The sequence below is a fragment of the Marinobacter sp. L-13 genome, assembly GCF_056857715.1.
The window spans coordinates 41789-58585 of record NZ_JBSXNQ010000032.1 but is presented as its reverse complement, the minus strand read 5'-3'; the positions used below and the strand labels follow the sequence as shown (position 1 = coordinate 58585).

General features: G+C 56.7%; 19 protein-coding genes and 1 pseudogene. 15 read left to right on the top strand and 5 right to left on the bottom strand.

The features are described from left to right. Window positions 1–107 precede the first annotated feature (107 nt). The 9 genes from AC13DD_RS02560 (at window position 108) to AC13DD_RS02520 (ending at window position 7606) form a co-directional block, all read left to right on the top strand. On the top strand, window positions 108–1004 hold the full coding sequence (locus AC13DD_RS02560) for a cation efflux transmembrane domain-containing protein (RefSeq protein WP_092033815.1): 897 nt from the start codon (window positions 108–110) through the stop codon (window positions 1002–1004). Between the two features lie 3 nt (window positions 1005–1007). After that, window positions 1008–1520 carry a signal peptidase II gene (lspA, locus tag AC13DD_RS02555; RefSeq protein WP_202348821.1) on the top strand — a complete coding sequence of 171 codons (513 nt, stop codon included), beginning with the start codon at window positions 1008–1010 and terminating at the stop codon, window positions 1518–1520. A gap of 99 nt (window positions 1521–1619) precedes the next feature. Continuing rightward, window positions 1620–2258, top strand: coding sequence for a peroxiredoxin (locus AC13DD_RS02550; protein ID WP_096346794.1), 639 nt, complete (start codon window positions 1620–1622; stop codon window positions 2256–2258). Between the two features lie 108 nt (window positions 2259–2366). Further along, complete coding sequence (locus AC13DD_RS02545; RefSeq protein WP_058089887.1) at window positions 2367–4364, top strand: heme lyase CcmF/NrfE family subunit; 1998 nt, start codon at window positions 2367–2369, stop codon at window positions 4362–4364. After that, the gene (locus AC13DD_RS02540; RefSeq protein WP_011784902.1) at window positions 4361–4885 is read left to right on the top strand and encodes a DsbE family thiol:disulfide interchange protein; all 525 of its coding nucleotides are present in this window, start codon (window positions 4361–4363) and stop codon (window positions 4883–4885) included. Before AC13DD_RS02545 ends, AC13DD_RS02540 begins: the two co-directional genes overlap by 4 nt. Next, entirely contained in the window at window positions 4876–5364 is a 489-nt protein-coding gene (locus AC13DD_RS02535) for a cytochrome c-type biogenesis protein (protein WP_011784903.1), read from the top strand. Before AC13DD_RS02540 ends, AC13DD_RS02535 begins: the two co-directional genes overlap by 10 nt. Before the next feature lie 2 nt (window positions 5365–5366). Further along, on the top strand, window positions 5367–6251 hold the full coding sequence (gene ccmI / locus AC13DD_RS02530; protein ID WP_169054510.1) for a c-type cytochrome biogenesis protein CcmI: 885 nt from the start codon (window positions 5367–5369) through the stop codon (window positions 6249–6251). 39 nt (window positions 6252–6290) lie between these two features. Further along, window positions 6291–7094, top strand: a complete 804-nt coding sequence (gene lgt, locus AC13DD_RS02525) for a prolipoprotein diacylglyceryl transferase (protein ID WP_482930809.1) — start codon at window positions 6291–6293, stop codon at window positions 7092–7094. A 50-nt stretch (window positions 7095–7144) separates the two neighbouring features. Further along, complete coding sequence (locus tag AC13DD_RS02520) at window positions 7145–7606, top strand: MerR family transcriptional regulator (RefSeq protein WP_482930808.1); 462 nt, start codon at window positions 7145–7147, stop codon at window positions 7604–7606. Window positions 7607–7812: 206 nt separating this feature from the next. Here AC13DD_RS02520 and AC13DD_RS02515 read toward each other — a convergent pair. The 3 genes and pseudogenes from AC13DD_RS02515 to AC13DD_RS02505 all read right to left on the bottom strand — a co-directional run. Further along, window positions 7813–8127 (bottom strand): annotated as a pseudogene (locus AC13DD_RS02515) (IS110 family transposase); the annotation flags it as partial. A gap of 531 nt (window positions 8128–8658) precedes the next feature. Continuing rightward, window positions 8659–9060: a type II toxin-antitoxin system VapC family toxin gene (gene vapC, locus AC13DD_RS02510; RefSeq protein WP_092033819.1), complete on the bottom strand. Its 402-nt coding sequence runs from the start codon at window positions 9058–9060 to the stop codon at window positions 8659–8661. Beyond that, on the bottom strand, window positions 9057–9251 hold the full coding sequence (locus AC13DD_RS02505) for a type II toxin-antitoxin system VapB family antitoxin (RefSeq protein ID WP_008173767.1): 195 nt from the start codon (window positions 9249–9251) through the stop codon (window positions 9057–9059). Before AC13DD_RS02505 ends, vapC begins: the two co-directional genes overlap by 4 nt. A 151-nt stretch (window positions 9252–9402) precedes the next feature. On the opposite strand from AC13DD_RS02505, the gene AC13DD_RS02500 reads away from it, so the two are divergent. Next, the gene (locus tag AC13DD_RS02500) at window positions 9403–9636 is read left to right on the top strand and encodes a hypothetical protein (protein ID WP_008173769.1); all 234 of its coding nucleotides are present in this window, start codon (window positions 9403–9405) and stop codon (window positions 9634–9636) included. A gap of 127 nt (window positions 9637–9763) precedes the next feature. Beyond that, window positions 9764–10462, top strand: coding sequence for a crotonase/enoyl-CoA hydratase family protein (locus tag AC13DD_RS02495; RefSeq protein WP_008173771.1), 699 nt, complete (start codon window positions 9764–9766; stop codon window positions 10460–10462). A 1-nt stretch (window position 10463) separates the two neighbouring features. Here AC13DD_RS02495 and AC13DD_RS02490 read toward each other — a convergent pair whose 3' ends face one another. Then, window positions 10464–12101 (bottom strand): LemA family protein, encoded by a 1638-nt coding sequence (locus AC13DD_RS02490; RefSeq protein ID WP_227507810.1) that lies wholly within the window; start codon window positions 12099–12101, stop codon window positions 10464–10466. Between the two features lie 196 nt (window positions 12102–12297). Here AC13DD_RS02490 and AC13DD_RS02485 point away from each other — a divergent pair, with 196 nt between their 5' ends. From AC13DD_RS02485 to AC13DD_RS02470, 4 genes are all read left to right on the top strand, one after another. Beyond that, complete coding sequence (locus tag AC13DD_RS02485; protein ID WP_227507924.1) at window positions 12298–13383, top strand: threonine aldolase family protein; 1086 nt, start codon at window positions 12298–12300, stop codon at window positions 13381–13383. Between the two features lie 74 nt (window positions 13384–13457). After that, complete coding sequence (gene efpL, locus AC13DD_RS02480) at window positions 13458–14024, top strand: elongation factor P-like protein EfpL (RefSeq protein ID WP_008173777.1); 567 nt, start codon at window positions 13458–13460, stop codon at window positions 14022–14024. A gap of 30 nt (window positions 14025–14054) precedes the next feature. Further along, window positions 14055–15239, top strand: coding sequence for a YbfB/YjiJ family MFS transporter (locus AC13DD_RS02475; protein WP_053112795.1), 1185 nt, complete (start codon window positions 14055–14057; stop codon window positions 15237–15239). A gap of 43 nt (window positions 15240–15282) precedes the next feature. Then, window positions 15283–15792 (top strand): acyl-CoA thioesterase, encoded by a 510-nt coding sequence (locus AC13DD_RS02470; protein WP_008173781.1) that lies wholly within the window; start codon window positions 15283–15285, stop codon window positions 15790–15792. 8 nt (window positions 15793–15800) lie between these two features. On the opposite strand, the gene paaX is transcribed toward AC13DD_RS02470, so the two are convergent. Further along, window positions 15801–16769, bottom strand: a complete 969-nt coding sequence (gene paaX / locus AC13DD_RS02465; protein ID WP_008173782.1) for a phenylacetic acid degradation operon negative regulatory protein PaaX — start codon at window positions 16767–16769, stop codon at window positions 15801–15803. Window positions 16770–16797: the final 28 nt, after the last annotated feature.

Sequence of the window (16797 nt, the reverse complement as noted above, 5' to 3'; positions counted from 1 at the left end):
CAATGCGCATCAGGTTCCTCCCCAACAGATCGTAACTGTTTTATTGACCTTATAGTGGCTATATGGTTTTAAATCATAATCCGACAATACTCAAGTGGAGCCGTATCATGAGTAAACCCTGTGAAGACGCCTGTGGCTGCGAAGCAACACCCGCCGAGGGTAATGCCGGGTCGGGGGCCTCTGAAGCGTCCGGTAACTGGATCAGTGTGTATACCGTACCGAAGATGGATTGTCCTTCGGAGGAACGGATGATTCGACTGGCCCTGAACGGTTTTGAAGACATTCGCGGGCTGTCCTTCGACCTGTCTGATCGGCGGTTGAAGGTTGTGCACGATGGCGAGGCTGAGCCTATCACCGCGAAGCTGGCAACCCTCGGGCTGGGAGCTTCGCTTCAGGAAACGGCCGCTGCCGACCCTGAGTCAATCAAGGCGGTCGGGGGTACGGCTATCTCGGCCGAGCAGGAGTCCGGCACCCTGCGTTGGTTGCTCGGTATCAATGCCGTCCTGTTTGCGGTGGAAATGACGGCCGGCCTGATCGCCCAGTCTACCGGACTGATTGCAGAATCCCTGGACAATTTCGCCGACGCGGCCGTGTATGGGCTCGCCCTGTATGCGGTTGGGCACAGCGTGAAAATGCAGGTGCGTGCGGCGCATCTCGCGGGCGTACTCCAACTGATTCTGGCTGTGGGCGCACTCGCAGAGGTGGTGAGGCGCTTTGTCTTCGGCAGTGAGCCGGAGTCGCTGGCAATGATGGGGATTGCGTTCATCGCATTGATCGCTAACACCACCTGTCTGCTGCTGATATCCAAACATCGGGAGGGCGGTGCCCACATGAAGGCGAGCTGGATATTCTCAGCCAACGATGTGGTCATCAATCTAGGGGTCATTACCGCTGGCGCTCTGGTGGCGTGGACTGGCTCCAATTATCCGGACCTGATAATCGGCAGCATCGCGGGGATTATCGTACTCAACGGTGCCAGGCGCATCCTGGCGCTTAAGGGTTGAACAATGTCCATCGTTGCCAAGAAACGCTTGCAGTACGGCCTGTTGGCTATTTCCGGCCTGATAGCGGCATCTGATCAGGTTGTAAAATGGTTGGTCCAGCAGTCAATGGCGTATGGCGAGTCGATTCCGGTGACCCCGTTCTTTAACTGGGTTCATGCCTGGAACACCGGCGCCGCATTCAGCCTGTTTGCCGATGGCGGAGGTTGGCAGCGATACTTTCTTATCGCAATCGCGGTAGTTGTCTCGATTGTACTGATCGGGCTGATTCTTCAGTGCCGCCGCAGGGGAGAAGCCATCGCGTACAGTCTTATTCTTGGCGGTGCCATGGGCAACCTGATTGACCGGATATTCCGCGGCTATGTTGTGGATTCCTTTGATGTCTATTGGCAATCCTGGCACTGGCCAGCCTTTAACCTTGCCGATATCGCCATTGTGCTGGGCACCGTGCTTTTCCTCTATGTCAGTTTCATACCCGAAAAATCGGGCACGAACGTCGAGCTCGATGGATCAGGCTAAAAAACATCTGACAAACGCCTTGACCTTAAAGTTGACTTTAAAGATATCGTCTGTGCTGACGAACCGAGAACGACAGCCAAAGCAAAGGAGAATGAAACGATGACATTGCAACTTGGAGAAACCGCTCCCGATTTCACCGTCGCATCCACCGAGGGAAACATTCAGTTTCATGAGTGGCTGGGAGACGACTGGGCCGTGCTGTTTTCACACCCCGCCGACTACACCCCTGTCTGTACCACAGAGCTCGGCGCCTTCGCCAAGCGTAAGGACGAGTTCGCCAGTCGCGGTGTGAAGCTGATCGGGGTCTCCGTCGACCCGCTCGACTCCCATAAAGACTGGGCGAAGGATATCGAGAAAACCCAGGGCAAGGGGCTCAATTTTCCCCTGTTGGCAGACAAGGATCAGGTGGTTGCCGACCAGTACGGAATGATCCATCCAAAAGCCGATCCCAAGGTGACTGTTCGAACGGTATTCATTATCGATTCCGCGAAAAAAATCCGTCTGATGCTGACGTATCCGCCCAGCACCGGGCGCAATCTGGACGAGATCCTGCGCGTCATTGATTCGCTCCAGCTGACCGACAACCACAAAGTGGCCACGCCGGTGGACTGGAAGAATGGCGAGGATGTGATCATCGTTCCGTCGCTCTCCAACGAAGAGGCCAAAGAACGTTTCCCTAAGGGATGGGATGAGCAGACACCGTATCTGCGCGTTACCCGCCAACCTGGTCGGAAGTAATAGAGAATTCGTCAGCTGGCCTTGTGGCTGGCTGACGAAGCAATACCTGAGAAACCTTCACCGATAGGTTCGGTCATCGCCGAACCCGCAACCGAACACGGCCCCGAAATGCTTACCCTGACAATCCCTGAAGTTGGTCTCTTCGCGTTATTGATTGCACTTTGCCTGTCGCTGCTTCAGGCGACCGTGCCCTTGCTGGGAGCCGCCACCCGGCGCCCGTTGTGGATGGCATTTGCAGAGCCCATGGCATGGGGGCAATTTGTTTTTCTACTGGTTTCTTATGCCAGCCTGACCGCCAGTTTTCTTCTGGATGATTTCAGCGTGGATTATGTGGCCCGTAATTCCAACTCGATGCTGCCCTGGTACTACAAGTTCACCGCCGTCTGGGGCTCTCATGAAGGCTCGGTGCTGTTATGGAGTCTGATTCTCAGTGGCTGGGGCTTTGCCGTCAGTCTGTTTTCCCGCCAGTTGCCACGGGATATGCTGGCACGGGTTCTGGGAGTTCTGGGTGTCGTCAGCGCAGGGTTCCTGCTTTTCATCGTCGTTACGTCCAGTCCCTTTGATCGCCTGTTGCCGGGCATGCCAGCCGACGGTGCCGATCTGAATCCGTTGTTGCAGGATGTTGGCCTGATCATCCATCCGCCGATGCTTTACATGGGCTATGTGGGTTTTTCAGTGGTCTTTGCTTTTGCCATCGCTGCGCTGATCGAAGGGCGTCTCGATGCGGCCTGGACGCGCTGGGTTCGGCCGTGGACCAACATTGCCTGGGCCTTTCTGACCCTCGGCATCGCTCTGGGTAGCTGGTGGGCCTACTATGAGCTGGGTTGGGGCGGCTGGTGGTTCTGGGATCCGGTGGAAAATGCATCGCTCCTGCCCTGGCTGAGCGGGACAGCGCTGATACATTCACTGGCGGTCACGGAAAAACGCGGCACGTTCAAGAGCTGGACGGCACTGCTGGCGATTTTCACGTTCTCACTCTCGTTACTGGGCACCTTCTTGGTGCGCTCAGGGGTACTGACCTCGGTTCATGCCTTTGCCAATGATCCATCTCGGGGGCTCTTCATTCTGGCGTTGCTGGGAATAACGGTCGGCGTCTCGCTTTTGATCTTTGCGCTACGGGCGCCGCGAATGAGCGCCAATGCGGGCTTTAGCTGGCTTTCCCGGGATGCTCTGTTGCTGATCAACAATATTTTGCTGGTCATCATGACGATCACGGTCCTGATGGGCACCCTGTACCCCTTGATCCTGGATGCACTCGGGCTGGGCAAGGTCAGTATCGGCGCGCCTTACTTTAATAGCCTGTTCGTGCCACTGACCGTCATGCTGTGTGCTTTTATGGGGCTGGGGCCGGTCTCACGCTGGAAGCAGATGCCCGGTCGGGAGCTGTTCCGGCGACTACTGGGGGCGGGCTTGGCCGCACTGGCGATTGCGATATCGATACCGTTTCTTTACAACGGCCAGTGGAATGTCGCCGTGGCGCTGGGGATGGTGGCGGCCCTGTGGGTAGTACTGGCGTTGGTGCGCGACCTGTTTGATAAAGTCCGCAATGCGTCCTCTGCGCTGTCCGGATTGCGTAAGTTGACCCCTTCATACTGGGGCATGGTGGTCGGCCACGTGGGCCTGGCCGTCACCATCGTGGGCGTGGTGATGGTGTCGAACTACGCCATGGAGCGTAATGTGCGGCTTGATATCGGTGAGCAGGTGAATCTGGGCGGGTACGATTTTACGCTGACCGAACTGGGCGAGCGTCGGGGGCCCAACTTCCTCGCCGATACGGCGACCATCGAGGTTGCCCGTGAAGGCCGGATTGTCACCACCCTGTACCCGGAGAAGCGCCTGTACATTGCCCGAGGGCAGCCGATGACCGATGTCGCACTCGACCCCGGCCTGTTGCGGGACCTTTACGTGGCCATGGGGGAGGAACTGGACGACGGCAGCTGGGCAATGCGCCTACAGGTCAAGCCATTTGTACGCTGGCTTTGGCTGGGTGCGCTGCTGATGGCCTCCGGGGGCGTGCTGGCCGTGGCAGACCGTCGCTACCGTCGCCGCCGTGCAGCCGCAGCTGACCGCGAATCGATGAGGCCGGCACGCGAGGTTCGCGCATGATGCGTCGCCTGTTGCTGCTGCTTCCGTTTGTGGTGTTCCTTGGCCTGGCCTTCTTTTTGTACCGGGGGCTTTCGCTGGATCCCAGTGCTCGCGAGTCAGCCCTGATAGGCCAGGCGTTTCCCGCGTTCACGCTCCCGACGCTGGAGGACCCTGATACCGAGGTGGATGAATCCCTGCTTCGCGGGCAGATATCTCTGGTCAATGTCTGGGCATCCTGGTGCCCGACCTGCAAGGAGGAAATGCCCCAGCTACTGGCGCTCTCCGAGCGCGGCATTCAGATGGTGGGCATCAACTATAAAGACGCCCGTGACCTGGGGCGACAGTTTCTCGAAGAGTTCGGAAAACCTTTCGAGGTCAACATCTTCGATCCTGCCGGTGACCTGGGTTTTGAAATTGGCGTGTATGGCGTGCCCGAAACCTTCCTGGTCGACGCAGACGGTATCGTTCGATACAAGCACGTTGGGTACATAACGCCCGCCCAGGTGGATGAAGTCATGATGGAGGTAGAGAAATGGCGCTAACCCTGAAGATCCGTTGCTGTGTGGTCATCGTGCTTTTGATGGCCTCGTTCCAGTCGATGGCGGATACGGCAATTGATGCGCGTCATTTCGAGGATCCGGTGATGGCGGAGCGTTATCGCGACCTTACGGCGTCATTGCGGTGCCCTAAATGTGATGCTCAAGCCATCGACAGCTCCGATTCGCCGGTGGCGGCGGACATGCGGGAGCGGGTAGCGCTGATGCTTCATGAGGGGCGTGCGGATAAGGAAATTCTTGATTTCATGGCTAATCGTTTTGGCGAGTTCGTTCTTTACAATCCGCGCCTTGACGGGCGCACGTGGCTGCTTTGGGCATTGCCGGCAGCGCTGGTAGCAGGAGGCGCCCTGGTTGTGATTGCCTTTGTCCGGGCACGCAGGCACCGGCGAGTGCGGCCGCTCTCCGAGGAGGAGCGTACCCGCCTGTCCTCTTTGATTCATCGTCATCGTGAGAGGTCGGAATGACTATGCTCTGGTTAAGTATCGGCACACTGTTGCTTATAGCGCTGTGGTTCCTGAGTCTACCGTTGCGAAGAGCAAGGGCGATCCATGACTGGCAGCAGCGGTTTGAGGCCGATGATCACGCTGAGGCGCAAAACCTGGCCGTCTATGAACGCCGGCTTTCAGCCCTGAAAAGCGCCCGCGATCGCGGCGAGATTGACGTCGCCCGTTTTGAAGAAGGCCGCCACGAGCTGGACCGCAATCTGCTGGAGGACACCGAGGCCCATCGCCGAATGCCTCTCAGGCGCCCCCTGTCAGGACGTTTGATGATTCCACTGGTGATAACGGCAGTCATGGCTGCCAGCATGATCGGCTATCGATGGCTGGGTGCCGATGGCGATCTGGCGCTGCATGCCGCCCAGCAGGACGTGCTCAACACGCCCGGTGCCTCAATGAAAACCCTGGTTGGTCGGCTCGAAGAGGAAGCCGGGACTCAGCCGGATAATCCCAAGGTCTGGTCCTTGCTGTTTCCGCTTTACCAGAAGATCGGTCAACCGGGTCAGGCGATTGACGCCCTGGAACGACTGATCGAACTGGAAGGCCGCAGAGTAGATCTTCTGGCCCAACTGGCTCAGATAAAATTCTTTGTGGCCGGGCGCAGCCTGACCGATGAAGTGCATGCGCTGATCGACGAAATACTCGACAAGGATCCACGTGAGCCAACGGCGCTGGGCATACTGGGGGTCGAGGCCTTTGACGACGGCCGCTATGAACAGGCGATCAATTACTGGCGCCGGGCATTGGCTGGCTTCGGCGATAACGAGTCCGCACAGGCCATGCGCAGCGGTATCGCTGTTGCCAGGCAACGATTGGAGGAGACAGCCAATGGAGCGGAACGTGTTACTGATTGAAACCCTAACGCACGTTCACACACGAAATCAGGGAAGCTTATGCTTCAGTATCCTCAAATAGACCCGGTAGCCATTGCACTGGGCCCACTGAAAATCCATTGGTACGGCCTGATGTACCTTGTCGGTTTTCTCGCGGCCTGGTGGCTGGGGCGTCGTCGGGCTCATCGACTCGGGTTGAACGCAGACGCTGTTGAAACATTGATTTTCTACTGTGCGATGGGCGTCATTCTGGGTGGCCGCGTCGGTTACGCGCTCTTCTACGGTTTTGACAAGCTGGCAGACAACCCGCTCTGGCTGCTCAAGATCTGGGAAGGGGGCATGAGTTTTCACGGCGGCTTGACCGGCGTCCTGATGGCAGCCTTGGTCTTCGCCCGCAAGCAGAACCTGCGGTTTTTCCAACTCACGGATTTTATAGCGCCACTGGTGCCAATTGGCCTGGGGGCGGGGCGCCTTGGCAACTTTATCAACCACGAGCTCCCGGGGCGGGTCAGCGACGTGCCCTGGGCCATGGTGTTCCCGAATATGGGGTCGGCGCCACGTCACCCGTCGTCATTGTACGAGTTTGCCCTGGAAGGTGTTGTGCTGTTTGTGGTGCTGTGGTGGTTCTCACGCCACCCTCGTCGGATGGGCGCAACGTCCGGCCTGTTCCTGTTGCTCTACGGAATTTTCCGTTTTGCGGTCGAGTTTGTTCGCCTCCCCGACCCGCAACTGGGGTTCATTGCCCTTGACTGGGTGACCATGGGGCAGTTGTTGACCTTGCCGATGATCCTTGGAGGCCTTGGGTTAGTCGCTTGGTCGAAAAGCCAACCGATCAATAACGTAAAGGTGGCGACGGGCGGATAAAGGTCGACTTCATTTATGCAATAACAAATTGAGAGAGTTTCAGAGTGGTCATGCTGGCGTTTTCTCCTCTGATATATCGGGATCTGTTTCATGCGAGCGATGTGGGCACGATGAAAGTCAATGAAATTGCAAACTTGGCGAAGGTCTCGCCGGACACCGTTCGGTTCTATAACCGTGAAGGACTGCTCCGGCCACGAAAAGACCCCCGGAACGGGTACTATGTGTATAGTTCGGATGACCTGCGGCGTTTACGGTTTGTTCGTGTGGCAAACAAGCTGGGATTCAACCTGCGTGAAGTCAAAGTCATGCTAAGTCATGGGACGGAGGGTGGCTTGGCAGGCAGCGACCTGAGGGAGCTATTCACAGACCGCCTTTGCAGACTGGAACAGGAGCTAACGGAGCTCAAGAGACTTCGTGACGACATGAAAGCTACAGTCCAGGTCTGGAGACAGATGCCTGATGGAGCCCCCAATGGCCAATCTGTCCAAGAATTGATTGCGAGGTGGAGCTAACCCGAAAAATTCATAAAAAAAGGCGAACCTTGCTCAACCCATTGATATAATGGGAGTTACGCCAATAACGCTTCGGAAGAAGCTAAACAAGGTTCGCCCATGTCCAATTCTATCCCAACTCAACTGCGCTTTCCTCCCTTTGCCGGCTTTACCGTAAGAGCCGATTTCGAGGGCGGGGCTTTGTCATCCGACTTTGGCCCCCTGCTGCTGCGAGCCAGGCGCGCCAGCTTCAGAGCATCGCGCCGATCGGTCTTGATTCGCTCCCCGGGCGCCTTCGGAATACGCGAGGGCGCCACCACCTGAGCATCATGGCCGCTGGCGAGCAATTGACGATACAGGCCGTAACCACAGGGACCGGCCTCATAGACAAACTGCAACAGGCCGCCGCCATAACGTCCACTGAGTCGTTGGATCTTGCGCTCCATGCGCTTGGGGGTATTAGCAATCTCGCCCTCGCAGACAGGCTCCTGCCGCCCAGGCTCAGCGATAGCAATCGCGATGGTCTCTTTGTGCACATCCAGGCCTACATAAGCGGCATAAGCCTCAGAAGCCGCCGGCTCGACAGCAGAAGCGGCGGTGTGAAATGAAACGGATTCAGCGTTAAACTCTGTCATGACCTGCCCTCCTCAATGTGGCTCTGTCTAAGGGTTGTTTACCCACTCCCCAACGATAACCCACGAACGTTGAGGGTGGGCAGGTCAAAACATCATGTCTAAATGCGTAACTAGACTCCTTGGTTCCTGGATGCCGCAGACGCTGTCAGCTCCAGTCGAGGATCACCCTGGGGTTTCGATCAGGTTTCTCCAGTCGTAAACAAAAGCGAACGTTCGAGTGAGGGATTTACGCCAGAGCCTACAAGCAAATCACAGCCATTTCATCCAGTATGATTGGCGGAGCAAATTGCAGATGCTGAATGATTACGTGGCAGAGATGACCATGCTCGGCTAAGCTCCTGTTTTATCGATTTAAGTGCAGCGTTATTGATGTTTCAAAGTCAGTAATAGTGACACAGTCAAATTTCTGCAATGATAAAGCGCGCTGCCTAATTGCTGTTATGTTTCTCTCAGAGCAGGCTCAAGTCCAAGGTGATCAACAAAGGGGATGAAGTCGCGATCCAAAAACAGCAGGGGCAACTCTTTCTCTATACAGAATGTCGCGATGATCACGTCGGCAGTTTTTCTGATCGTGATGCCTTTTTTTCGTAGTGCCCGATAGTTGTCGGCGCACTTAATTGCCATTTCTTTGCCAAACATTTCATACTGATCCAGAGTGAGCAGGCTTTGCTTGGTTTGGCGATATTGTTTGTCGTTGCGGATGCCTTGGAGGATTTCCAAAAATATGAGGTCTCCAATAGCAACCGAACCTTGAACTATCGAGGCATCCAGCAGATCAGTTTGCGGGTTGTCGACCCCATTGAAATAGTCGATCCAGACGCTGGTGTCTACCAGGATCATCGGGCAGCTCGCATTTCGCCCAAATCGCCTTCCCACTTGATCTTGCCACGTAACTTTCGAATTTCCTGCTGCTTGCTAAGCTGGACTAGAAGTCTAAGGCCTTGCTCGACGGCCTCTTTTTTGGTTTCGTAACCGGAGGCTTTGAGGGCTTCGGCCATTAACTGGTCGTCAATGACTATGTTAGTTCTCATGATGCACCTATGTGTATGCTTTTCGACTTTTATACACAATCTAGCATCTCAAGGAGAACATAACAATCGGCTGCACAGCGACCGATTTTCCGCCGCCTCCGCGGCTACAAACCGGCGCGTGAGCCGGGCGTTGTAAAGGAAATACCCGTCCATGAGAGATAGAGTAAGACTTAATCCGGGTGAAGAACTGAAACTCGAGGGCAGCAGAACTAAAGGACCTTTGGGTGAAACAGAAATCGACACATACTCCGTCATCAACAAGGCAGGAGAAGTCGTAGGTTCAGTTGTGCACTCCGATCACACAGCCATCAAAGGCTTTAAAAGAACGCAAACACTTGTCCAGAAAGATGCTGAAGGCAGTGTTTTGGTAGATAAGCGATGGTGATCTCAAATTTCGACCAGGTTTGGGCGACATGACCAATGGATATTGAATCTCTGACGCGCCTAACCCACAATCATGTCCAGCGAAGTAAACAAACGCTCACTTTAATTGCGGTAGAGAGGTAGAACAGGTGACTGAGCTGGTTAGTTATGAATTGAAAGATGGTGTAGCAACGATTGCCATCAGCAATGGCAAGGCCAACGCCCTGAGCCAGGAAGTGTTCGAGGGGCTCAACGCGGCGCTGGATCGGGCGGAGCAGGGCAAGGCGGTTGTGATTCTGACCGGCCAGCCAGGCGTGTTCTCTGCCGGGTACGACTTGAAAGAAATGCAGAAGGGGCCGAAAGAAGCAGCCGCGCTGGTAAAAACCGGCTCCAGCTTTACCCGGCGTCTGGCCGCATTCCCGTTGCCGATTATTGGTGCCTGTAGCGGCCATGCCATTGCCAAGGGCGCGTTCATTCTGCTGTCAGTGGATCACCGCATTGGTATTGAGGGGCCCTTCAAGCTTGGCTTGAACGAGGTGGCAATCGGCATGACCATGCACCACGCCGGGATTGAAATTGCCCGCCATCGACTGGCGCCCGCCCACTTTTACCGTTCGGTCGTGAACGCTGAGATATACAACCCGGAAGGGGCAGTAGAGGCGGGGTTCCTGGATGAGGTGGTTGCCCAGGACAAGCTGGTTGAGCGGGCCACCGAGCTGGCGCAGCATTTCAAAACCCTGAACATGCGCGCCCATCGTGAAACCAAGCTGAAGGCCAAAGCGGACTATCTGGCGCTGCTGGATCGTTGCATCGAGCAGGATGCCGAGCACCTTGGCCTGAACGGCTAGCTCACGTTTCCGAACTGAACTGCGGTGCTTCGCGGAAACGGAACAGTTTTGCCAGGATCACGTCAGGGAAAGACTGGATCCGGGTGTTGTAGATCATGGCGCTCTCGGTGTAGCTGTTTCGCAAGAGCGAAAGGTAGTTTTCCGTCTCTGCCATGATCGACATGAACTTCTGAATGTCCTCATTGTTCTTCAGGTCCGGATATCCCTCGATCCGGGCCTGGAGGGCATTGGTTACGTTCTGTTCAAACTGGATAAGCTTGTCGGCCTGGCCCTTCGAACTCATCTCGACAGGGTCCGCACTGCGTAGCTGGGCAATGGCTTTCAGCAGCTGTTTTTCGTGGGCCAGAGACGCCTTTACGATTTTCTCCAGGTTGGGCCACAGCTCATGGCGTTGCTGGAGAATGGTGTCGATATTGGCCGATGCCCGCAAAGCCCCTTGCCCCCGATCCAGGCCGGCAAAACCCAGGCAGTAGACGTTCACGAAGGTTTCGAGAAAGCGGACGGTGTAACGCCTGTCGCCCCGGCGCTCCGAATGGTACTGCGGGTATTCGATCTTCGCACCGTCTGGCTGGACGAGAACCTTTCCCTCGCTGTCCTCCAGCCAGAAAGGCGCTAGTTCTTCCCGATGCTCAATAACCCGCCATTTTTCGTTTTTTCCGGAACCCCGCTTTTCTTCAACCTTGTAGTCGAAGGCCACGCATTTCTCGTTTTTTAGTGGATCCCTGAGCGGGGGATGGTCTTCATCGACATCCACAATTGCCTTGAGCTCCGAGACGCCAAAACTGAGTCCCCGGGTGCTGCTGGTAGGTACCGCTTCGATCAGGCGCTTGAACTTGACGGTCCGGATCGACAACCACAAGAGCAACAGGGCAGCAATAATGCTGGCTGCGGCGAGTCGGCGGCTGGTCCAGGCGTGCTGGTATCGGCCCTCATACAAATCGGCGATGGCAGACCATTCCTGACGGAGCTTGTTGATGCCAAGCACCGAGAGCGTACCGGACACCGCAATGGCCATTACCAGAACATAGACCCAGAACCGGTGAACTTTGATCAACGGAAGGGACAGCGCGATACCCAGAGCCAGAAAGCCAGTTGCGATGGAAATGCGGATGGCTGCCTCGAAGAACCGGTCGCCACTGTCCACGGCCAGCGTGTTCCGGGAAACCATGGCCGGAAGGCTGAAGTCTTCGAGGCCATAAAAGGTAACTGCCCCGATTTCGCTGCTGTACTGGCCGATTACCCGCGCCGTGTGTCCGGGAATGAGCGCCCACTCCGAGTAGATTCTGCGGCCGGACTGATTGCGATAGGTTCGCTCCAGATTCCATTCGACCTCTTCCAGATCGCTGCCCGGAGCTACAATGACTGAGCCGGTCTGGTCCCTGAGCTGGAAGTCGCCGCCGCGGGCGCCGGAATCCAGGGTGCGGATACGCAGATCACCGTCGGAGTCGCGATATTCCTCCTCGAGTTTGTAGCGATAGTAGACCGCCTCGGTGTTGGAATAGGGCGTTTCGAGAGTTCCCAACTGATCCGTGACCTTGCCTGCGATCACATAGGGGCCTGTGGTCAAAGCGCCGACGGGCATTTCTGGTAGGCGTTCCAGTTGCCGTGCTTCGGTGAGCTGGCTGAGCCCGGTCGTCATCGCATATTAGCTGCCTGCCAGGCAGGCGACTGCGATAATGGCGGTGATAATCCGGCCGGGAATACTGGCGATATTGAAGCGCCCCATGGCGGGAGAGTCCTTGGTCTGCTGGCTTTCAGGGGCAAGAGTATAAAGTATCGGGCTTTGTCATTCCCCCGGCCTCACCCGAATTGGGATGGAACGCAAGTTGGCAATGATGGGTGGTTCCTATAACGTTAAAGGCTTTCCTTTCAGAATTCAGGAGCGCGTTGTGTCCCAGTCCGAGCAATTTGCCAGCGACAACTACAGCGGTGTGTGCCCGCAGGCCTGGAAAGCCATGGAGGCGGCCAACCGGATGGATGAACCAGCCTACGGCGAGGACAGCTGGACGCAAAAGGCGGCGGATGGCCTGAGGACGCTGTTCGATACCGACTGTGACGTTTACTTCGTGTTCAATGGCACTGCCGCCAATTCTCTGGCCCTGGCCTCGATCGGTCAGTCGTTTCACAGCGTGATCTGCCACGAGCTGGCCCATATTGAAACCGATGAATGCGGCGGCCCGGAGTACGCCTCCAACGGCGCCAAGCTGCTTCTGGGGCAGGGCGAGAACGGCAAGCTGACACCGGAGAGTATCGAGCACCTGGTAACCAAGCGGACCGATATTCACTACCCCAAGCCCAAGGCGCTCAGCCTGACCCAGGCCACAGAGGTCGGGACGGTCTATACACCCGAGGAGCTCAGGGTTATTCGGGCGGTCGCCGATCACCATAAGCTCAATATCCATATGGATGGCGCCCGCTTCGCCAATGCGGTGGCTGCGCTGGATGTACATCCGTCGGAAATTACCTGGAAAGCCGGTGTCGATGTTCTTTGTTTTTCCGGCACCAAGAACGGCCTGGCGCTTGGTGAGGCGGTGGTGTTCTTCAACAGGTCTCTGGCGGAGGACTTCGAGTGGCGGTGTAAGCAGGCCGGCCAGCTGGCCTCCAAGATGCGCTACATTTCTGCACCCTGGTGCGGGCTTCTCGAAGGCGATGTGTGGTTGGAGAATGCCCGCCATGCCAATGCCTGTGCCCAGCGTCTTGCCGAGGGGCTGGAAGGTCTTCCAGGTATCCAGCTACGCTACCCGAGACAGGTGAACGGTGTTTTCGTGGAGATGCCGGAGCCATTGCAGGCGGCACTGCGGGCCAAAGGCTGGCGCTTTTACAACTTTATCGGTGGCAGTGCCCGCTTGATGTGCTCCTGGGCAACGACCAATGAGCAGGTAGACCGCTTCCTGTCGGATGTTCGTGCCCTGGTTAGTTAAGATCTATCGATTCCGCGGCGAAGTCGTGGTATATCAGCAGCCCCAAAACCCCAATTTTTACGGAAACAGAAGACATGCCCAGAGCCAGTGAAATCAAAAAGAATTCCGCCGTTGAATATGATGGTCGGGTGTATTTTGTAAAGGACATCGAGCGTTCCGTGCCCCAGGGCCGGGCTGGCGGCAGTCTTTACCGCATGCGCATGTACGATGTGGTGACCAACCAGAAGCTGGACGAGACCTTCAAGGATTCGGACATGCTCAACCTGGCCGACCTTACCCGCCGGGAAGCCACCTTTTCCTACGCCGATGGCGATGAGTACGTGTTCATGGATACCGAGGACTTTACTCAGTACAGCCTGAACCGCGAGGCCATTGCCGAAGAGCTGCTGTTCATTTCCGAAGATACTCAGGGTGTCATGGTCATCCTGTTGAAGGATTCGCCGGTTTCGCTGGCTCTTCCGCCTACGGTGGAGCTGGTAATTGAGGAGACGGACCCGTCTGTAAAGGGTGGCTCTGCGACGGCTAGAACCAAGCCCGCCCGGTTTGCCACTGGCCTGGTTGTTCAGGTTCCCGAGCACATCTCCACCGGAGATCGTATCCGCATTAACGTGGAGGAGCGCAAGTTCCTGGGCCGCGCCTGAGTTAAAGTCGTTCCGAAGTAAGGACACCCTGTGAAGCCAATAGAAACAATAAAAGTGCTGGTCGCCAGCGTGATTGCTGTTGTGGTCATGGTGGGTATTGCCCGGTTTTCCTACACGCCGATGATCCCGGAAATGGTCGCGGCACTGGGGCTGAGCAAATCCGTTGTCGGCATGCTGGCAACCGTGAACTACGCAGGCTACCTGACCGGCGCAGTGCTGATTACCCGGATCAGCGATCTTGGTCTCAAGGTAAGGCTCTACCAGCTTGGCCTGGTGGTTGCCGTGGTTTCAACGGTTCTCATGGGGTACACCACCAATGTGTGGGTGTGGTCCATTCTGCGTTTTATCTCAGGTCTGAGCACCTCAGCGGGTATGTTGCTGGGTGCCGGTCTTTTGATGAGCTGGTTGATCAAGAACAACCAGAAGTCCGAGCTCGGCGTGTTCTTTTCCGGTATCGGGCTCGGGATTGTACTCACCGCTGTGGTGGCGGAGCTGATCAAGGATCCGTTCACCTGGGATCAGCAATGGGTGATTTACGGGCTGGTGGCCCTTGGGCTTCTGTTGCCCGCCTGGCGTTGGATGCCGGACTACCGGGCCTGTGCCTTGCCGAAAACAGGTGCGGCCAAGGCAGGTGACGAGCGAAGCCGGTTCATACGGATCCTCCAGCTGGCGTATTTCTGCGCCGGTGTGGGCTATGTGGTGACAGCCACCTTCCTCGTAGCAATTGCGGAATCCATGCCCGAGCTTCAGGGGCAGGGCTGGCTGGTCTGGCTGATTGCAGGTCTTGCTGCAACGCCGGCCTGCTGGCTGTGGGATGTGTTTTCCCGGCGTTGGGGCCAGTGGCTGGCGCTTTATCTGGCCTACACCCTGAACTCCGTGAGCATCCTGATGCTGATCGTGAACACCAGCTTCGCCAGCGTGATGCTCAGCTCCGTGATTTATGGCGCCAGCTTTATCGGTATCGTCAGCATGATGCTGGCAATGGTAGGGCGGGTTTTCCCCGAGAACCCTTCCCGGCCCATGAGCCGGTTGACCTTCAGCTACGGTATCGCCCAGATGATCGCACCCGCGGTGGTTGGCTATCTCGCGGATGTGGAAGGTAATTACACCAACGGCCTCTGGCTGACCCTGGTGGTGATGGCGTTAGGCGTTTTGATGCTTCACCTGGCAAGGCGGGCGCAGCAGCGTCAGGGCGAAGCCGCGACAGCGGGTTGAATTGATTCCGCAATCGAATGTCACTCGAAGAGGAAAGCAGATCATGCCAGGAAAGCCTTCAAAACCCGTATCAGCATCTGCGATTGAGAAGCACGTCTACAAGGTGTTTCCAAACGACATGAATTCCCACAATACCGTGTTCGGCGGCATGATCATGGCAAAATGCGACCGGCTGGCGCTGGTCGTGGCAGAGCGGCATTCCGCCCATGTTTGTGTGACGGCTGCCGTGGATTCAATCCATTTCAGGGCACCGGCGAAGGGTAACGATACGCTGCTGTTCAGCCTGTCGCTGAACCGGAGCTGGGGCTCGTCCATGGAAATCGGTGCCAGGGTAGAGGCCGAAAACAGTTACACCGGCGATACGCGGCACATTCTCTCGGCCTTTTTCACCTTTGTTGCTCTGGACGAGAATGACCGGCCGGTGGATGTCCCGGAAGTGATACCGGAAACGGACGAGCAACAGCGCCGGTACGACAATGCCGAGATTCGCCGGGAAGGGCGCCTGAAAACCCGGGAACAACTGGCATCCTCGTCCCGCTCGGCAACTGACTGAGCGGGTGCCTAGAGAACCTCTGGTTCTGTTGTCGGATCTGTCTGGATGGCAGTATCCCGCAATCCACCGAACCGCTTGTAAAACTTCTCACCCGGACCTGGAAGGGGGCCGGAGGCGTTTTCGAGGTTCTCGTCCAGCCACTGCTCGGCCCGCACATAGATTTGACGATACAGGTTCCGACACAGCTGTTTGGCGCTGCGGCCTTCCCAGTCACCGGGTAGCAGTTCATCGGGCAGCAGCGGGTCCCTCAGAAGAATTTTGCGGTACTCGTGGATCAGCAGGATCCGGAGTATCAGGCACTCCGCGGGGCTGAGAGTGTCCTCAGACTGGAGTTCACGCCACAGGGGCCGGAACTGGGTCAGGAAGCGTCGGTAGCGGCCGCCCAGTTCCTCAAGGTTCCAGCTTTCGCGAACCTGCAGTCTCAGGGCTCTTGGGCTCTTCTGCTCCATGGGCATGGTCTGCATCACGATGGTGTCTTCGAGAGCACCCCATTCCTGAAGCATTGGAATCAGTTCGCTGCGAGTGAAGCGTGGGTGTTCCATCAGCCCGGGTGCCATGCTGCCAAAACTGAGCCACTTGAGTTCCTCCCGGACTTTTTGCCTGAGTTCCGGGGAAAGCTGGTTCAGGTAGACCAGGCACCAGCTTCCACTCCATTCTTCGGCGCCCAGGTTATAGACGTGCTGAAAAGCCTGCTCGAACCGCCGCAGGCCCGGGCCGGTGAGGCTGTAATAACTGCAACGGCCCACCTTTTCGGTCTGCAGCCAGGATTCCTGAACCAGACGATACACCGAGGTGCGAACCAGTCGCTGGCTGATGCCCATGGGCTCTACCAGTTTCATCAGGCTTCCCAGCCAGACATTGCCGCCGCGGGGAACGATGGCATCGCCATAGATGGTGATGATGAGTGAGCCGGCCCGAAGGGGTCGCTTTTTCTGGAAGTTCTTGACGAGCAGTTCTAGCTGGCTTTTTGCAGTCATGGCCTGAGTTCGCAAATAAGAATCAATG

Bases quoted from the DNA above. Each gene is read 5' to 3' on its own strand.
- AC13DD_RS02505 (WP_008173767.1), bottom strand. From the start codon at position 9,251: ATGAGAACTAACATAGTCATTGACGACCAGTTAATGGCCGAAGCCCTC.
- vapC (WP_092033819.1), bottom strand. From the start codon at position 9,060: ATGATCCTGGTAGACACCAGCGTCTGGATCGACTATTTCAATGGGGTC.
- AC13DD_RS02470 (WP_008173781.1), top strand. From the start codon at position 15,283: ATGCCAGGAAAGCCTTCAAAACCCGTATCAGCATCTGCGATTGAGAAG.
- AC13DD_RS02490 (WP_227507810.1), bottom strand. From the start codon at position 12,101: ATGACGACCGGGCTCAGCCAGCTCACCGAAGCACGGCAACTGGAACGC.
- AC13DD_RS02545 (WP_058089887.1), top strand. From the start codon at position 2,367: ATGCTTACCCTGACAATCCCTGAAGTTGGTCTCTTCGCGTTATTGATT.
- AC13DD_RS02550 (WP_096346794.1), top strand. From the start codon at position 1,620: ATGACATTGCAACTTGGAGAAACCGCTCCCGATTTCACCGTCGCATCC.
- ccmI (WP_169054510.1), top strand. From the start codon at position 5,367: ATGCTCTGGTTAAGTATCGGCACACTGTTGCTTATAGCGCTGTGGTTC.
- lspA (WP_202348821.1), top strand. From the start codon at position 1,008: ATGTCCATCGTTGCCAAGAAACGCTTGCAGTACGGCCTGTTGGCTATT.
- AC13DD_RS02540 (WP_011784902.1), top strand. From the start codon at position 4,361: ATGATGCGTCGCCTGTTGCTGCTGCTTCCGTTTGTGGTGTTCCTTGGC.
- AC13DD_RS02535 (WP_011784903.1), top strand. From the start codon at position 4,876: ATGGCGCTAACCCTGAAGATCCGTTGCTGTGTGGTCATCGTGCTTTTG.
- paaX (WP_008173782.1), bottom strand. From the start codon at position 16,769: ATGACTGCAAAAAGCCAGCTAGAACTGCTCGTCAAGAACTTCCAGAAA.
- AC13DD_RS02500 (WP_008173769.1), top strand. From the start codon at position 9,403: ATGAGAGATAGAGTAAGACTTAATCCGGGTGAAGAACTGAAACTCGAG.
- AC13DD_RS02485 (WP_227507924.1), top strand. From the start codon at position 12,298: ATGGGTGGTTCCTATAACGTTAAAGGCTTTCCTTTCAGAATTCAGGAG.
- AC13DD_RS02520 (WP_482930808.1), top strand. From the start codon at position 7,145: ATGCTGGCGTTTTCTCCTCTGATATATCGGGATCTGTTTCATGCGAGC.
- lgt (WP_482930809.1), top strand. From the start codon at position 6,291: ATGCTTCAGTATCCTCAAATAGACCCGGTAGCCATTGCACTGGGCCCA.
- efpL (WP_008173777.1), top strand. From the start codon at position 13,458: ATGCCCAGAGCCAGTGAAATCAAAAAGAATTCCGCCGTTGAATATGAT.
- AC13DD_RS02560 (WP_092033815.1), top strand. From the start codon at position 108: ATGAGTAAACCCTGTGAAGACGCCTGTGGCTGCGAAGCAACACCCGCC.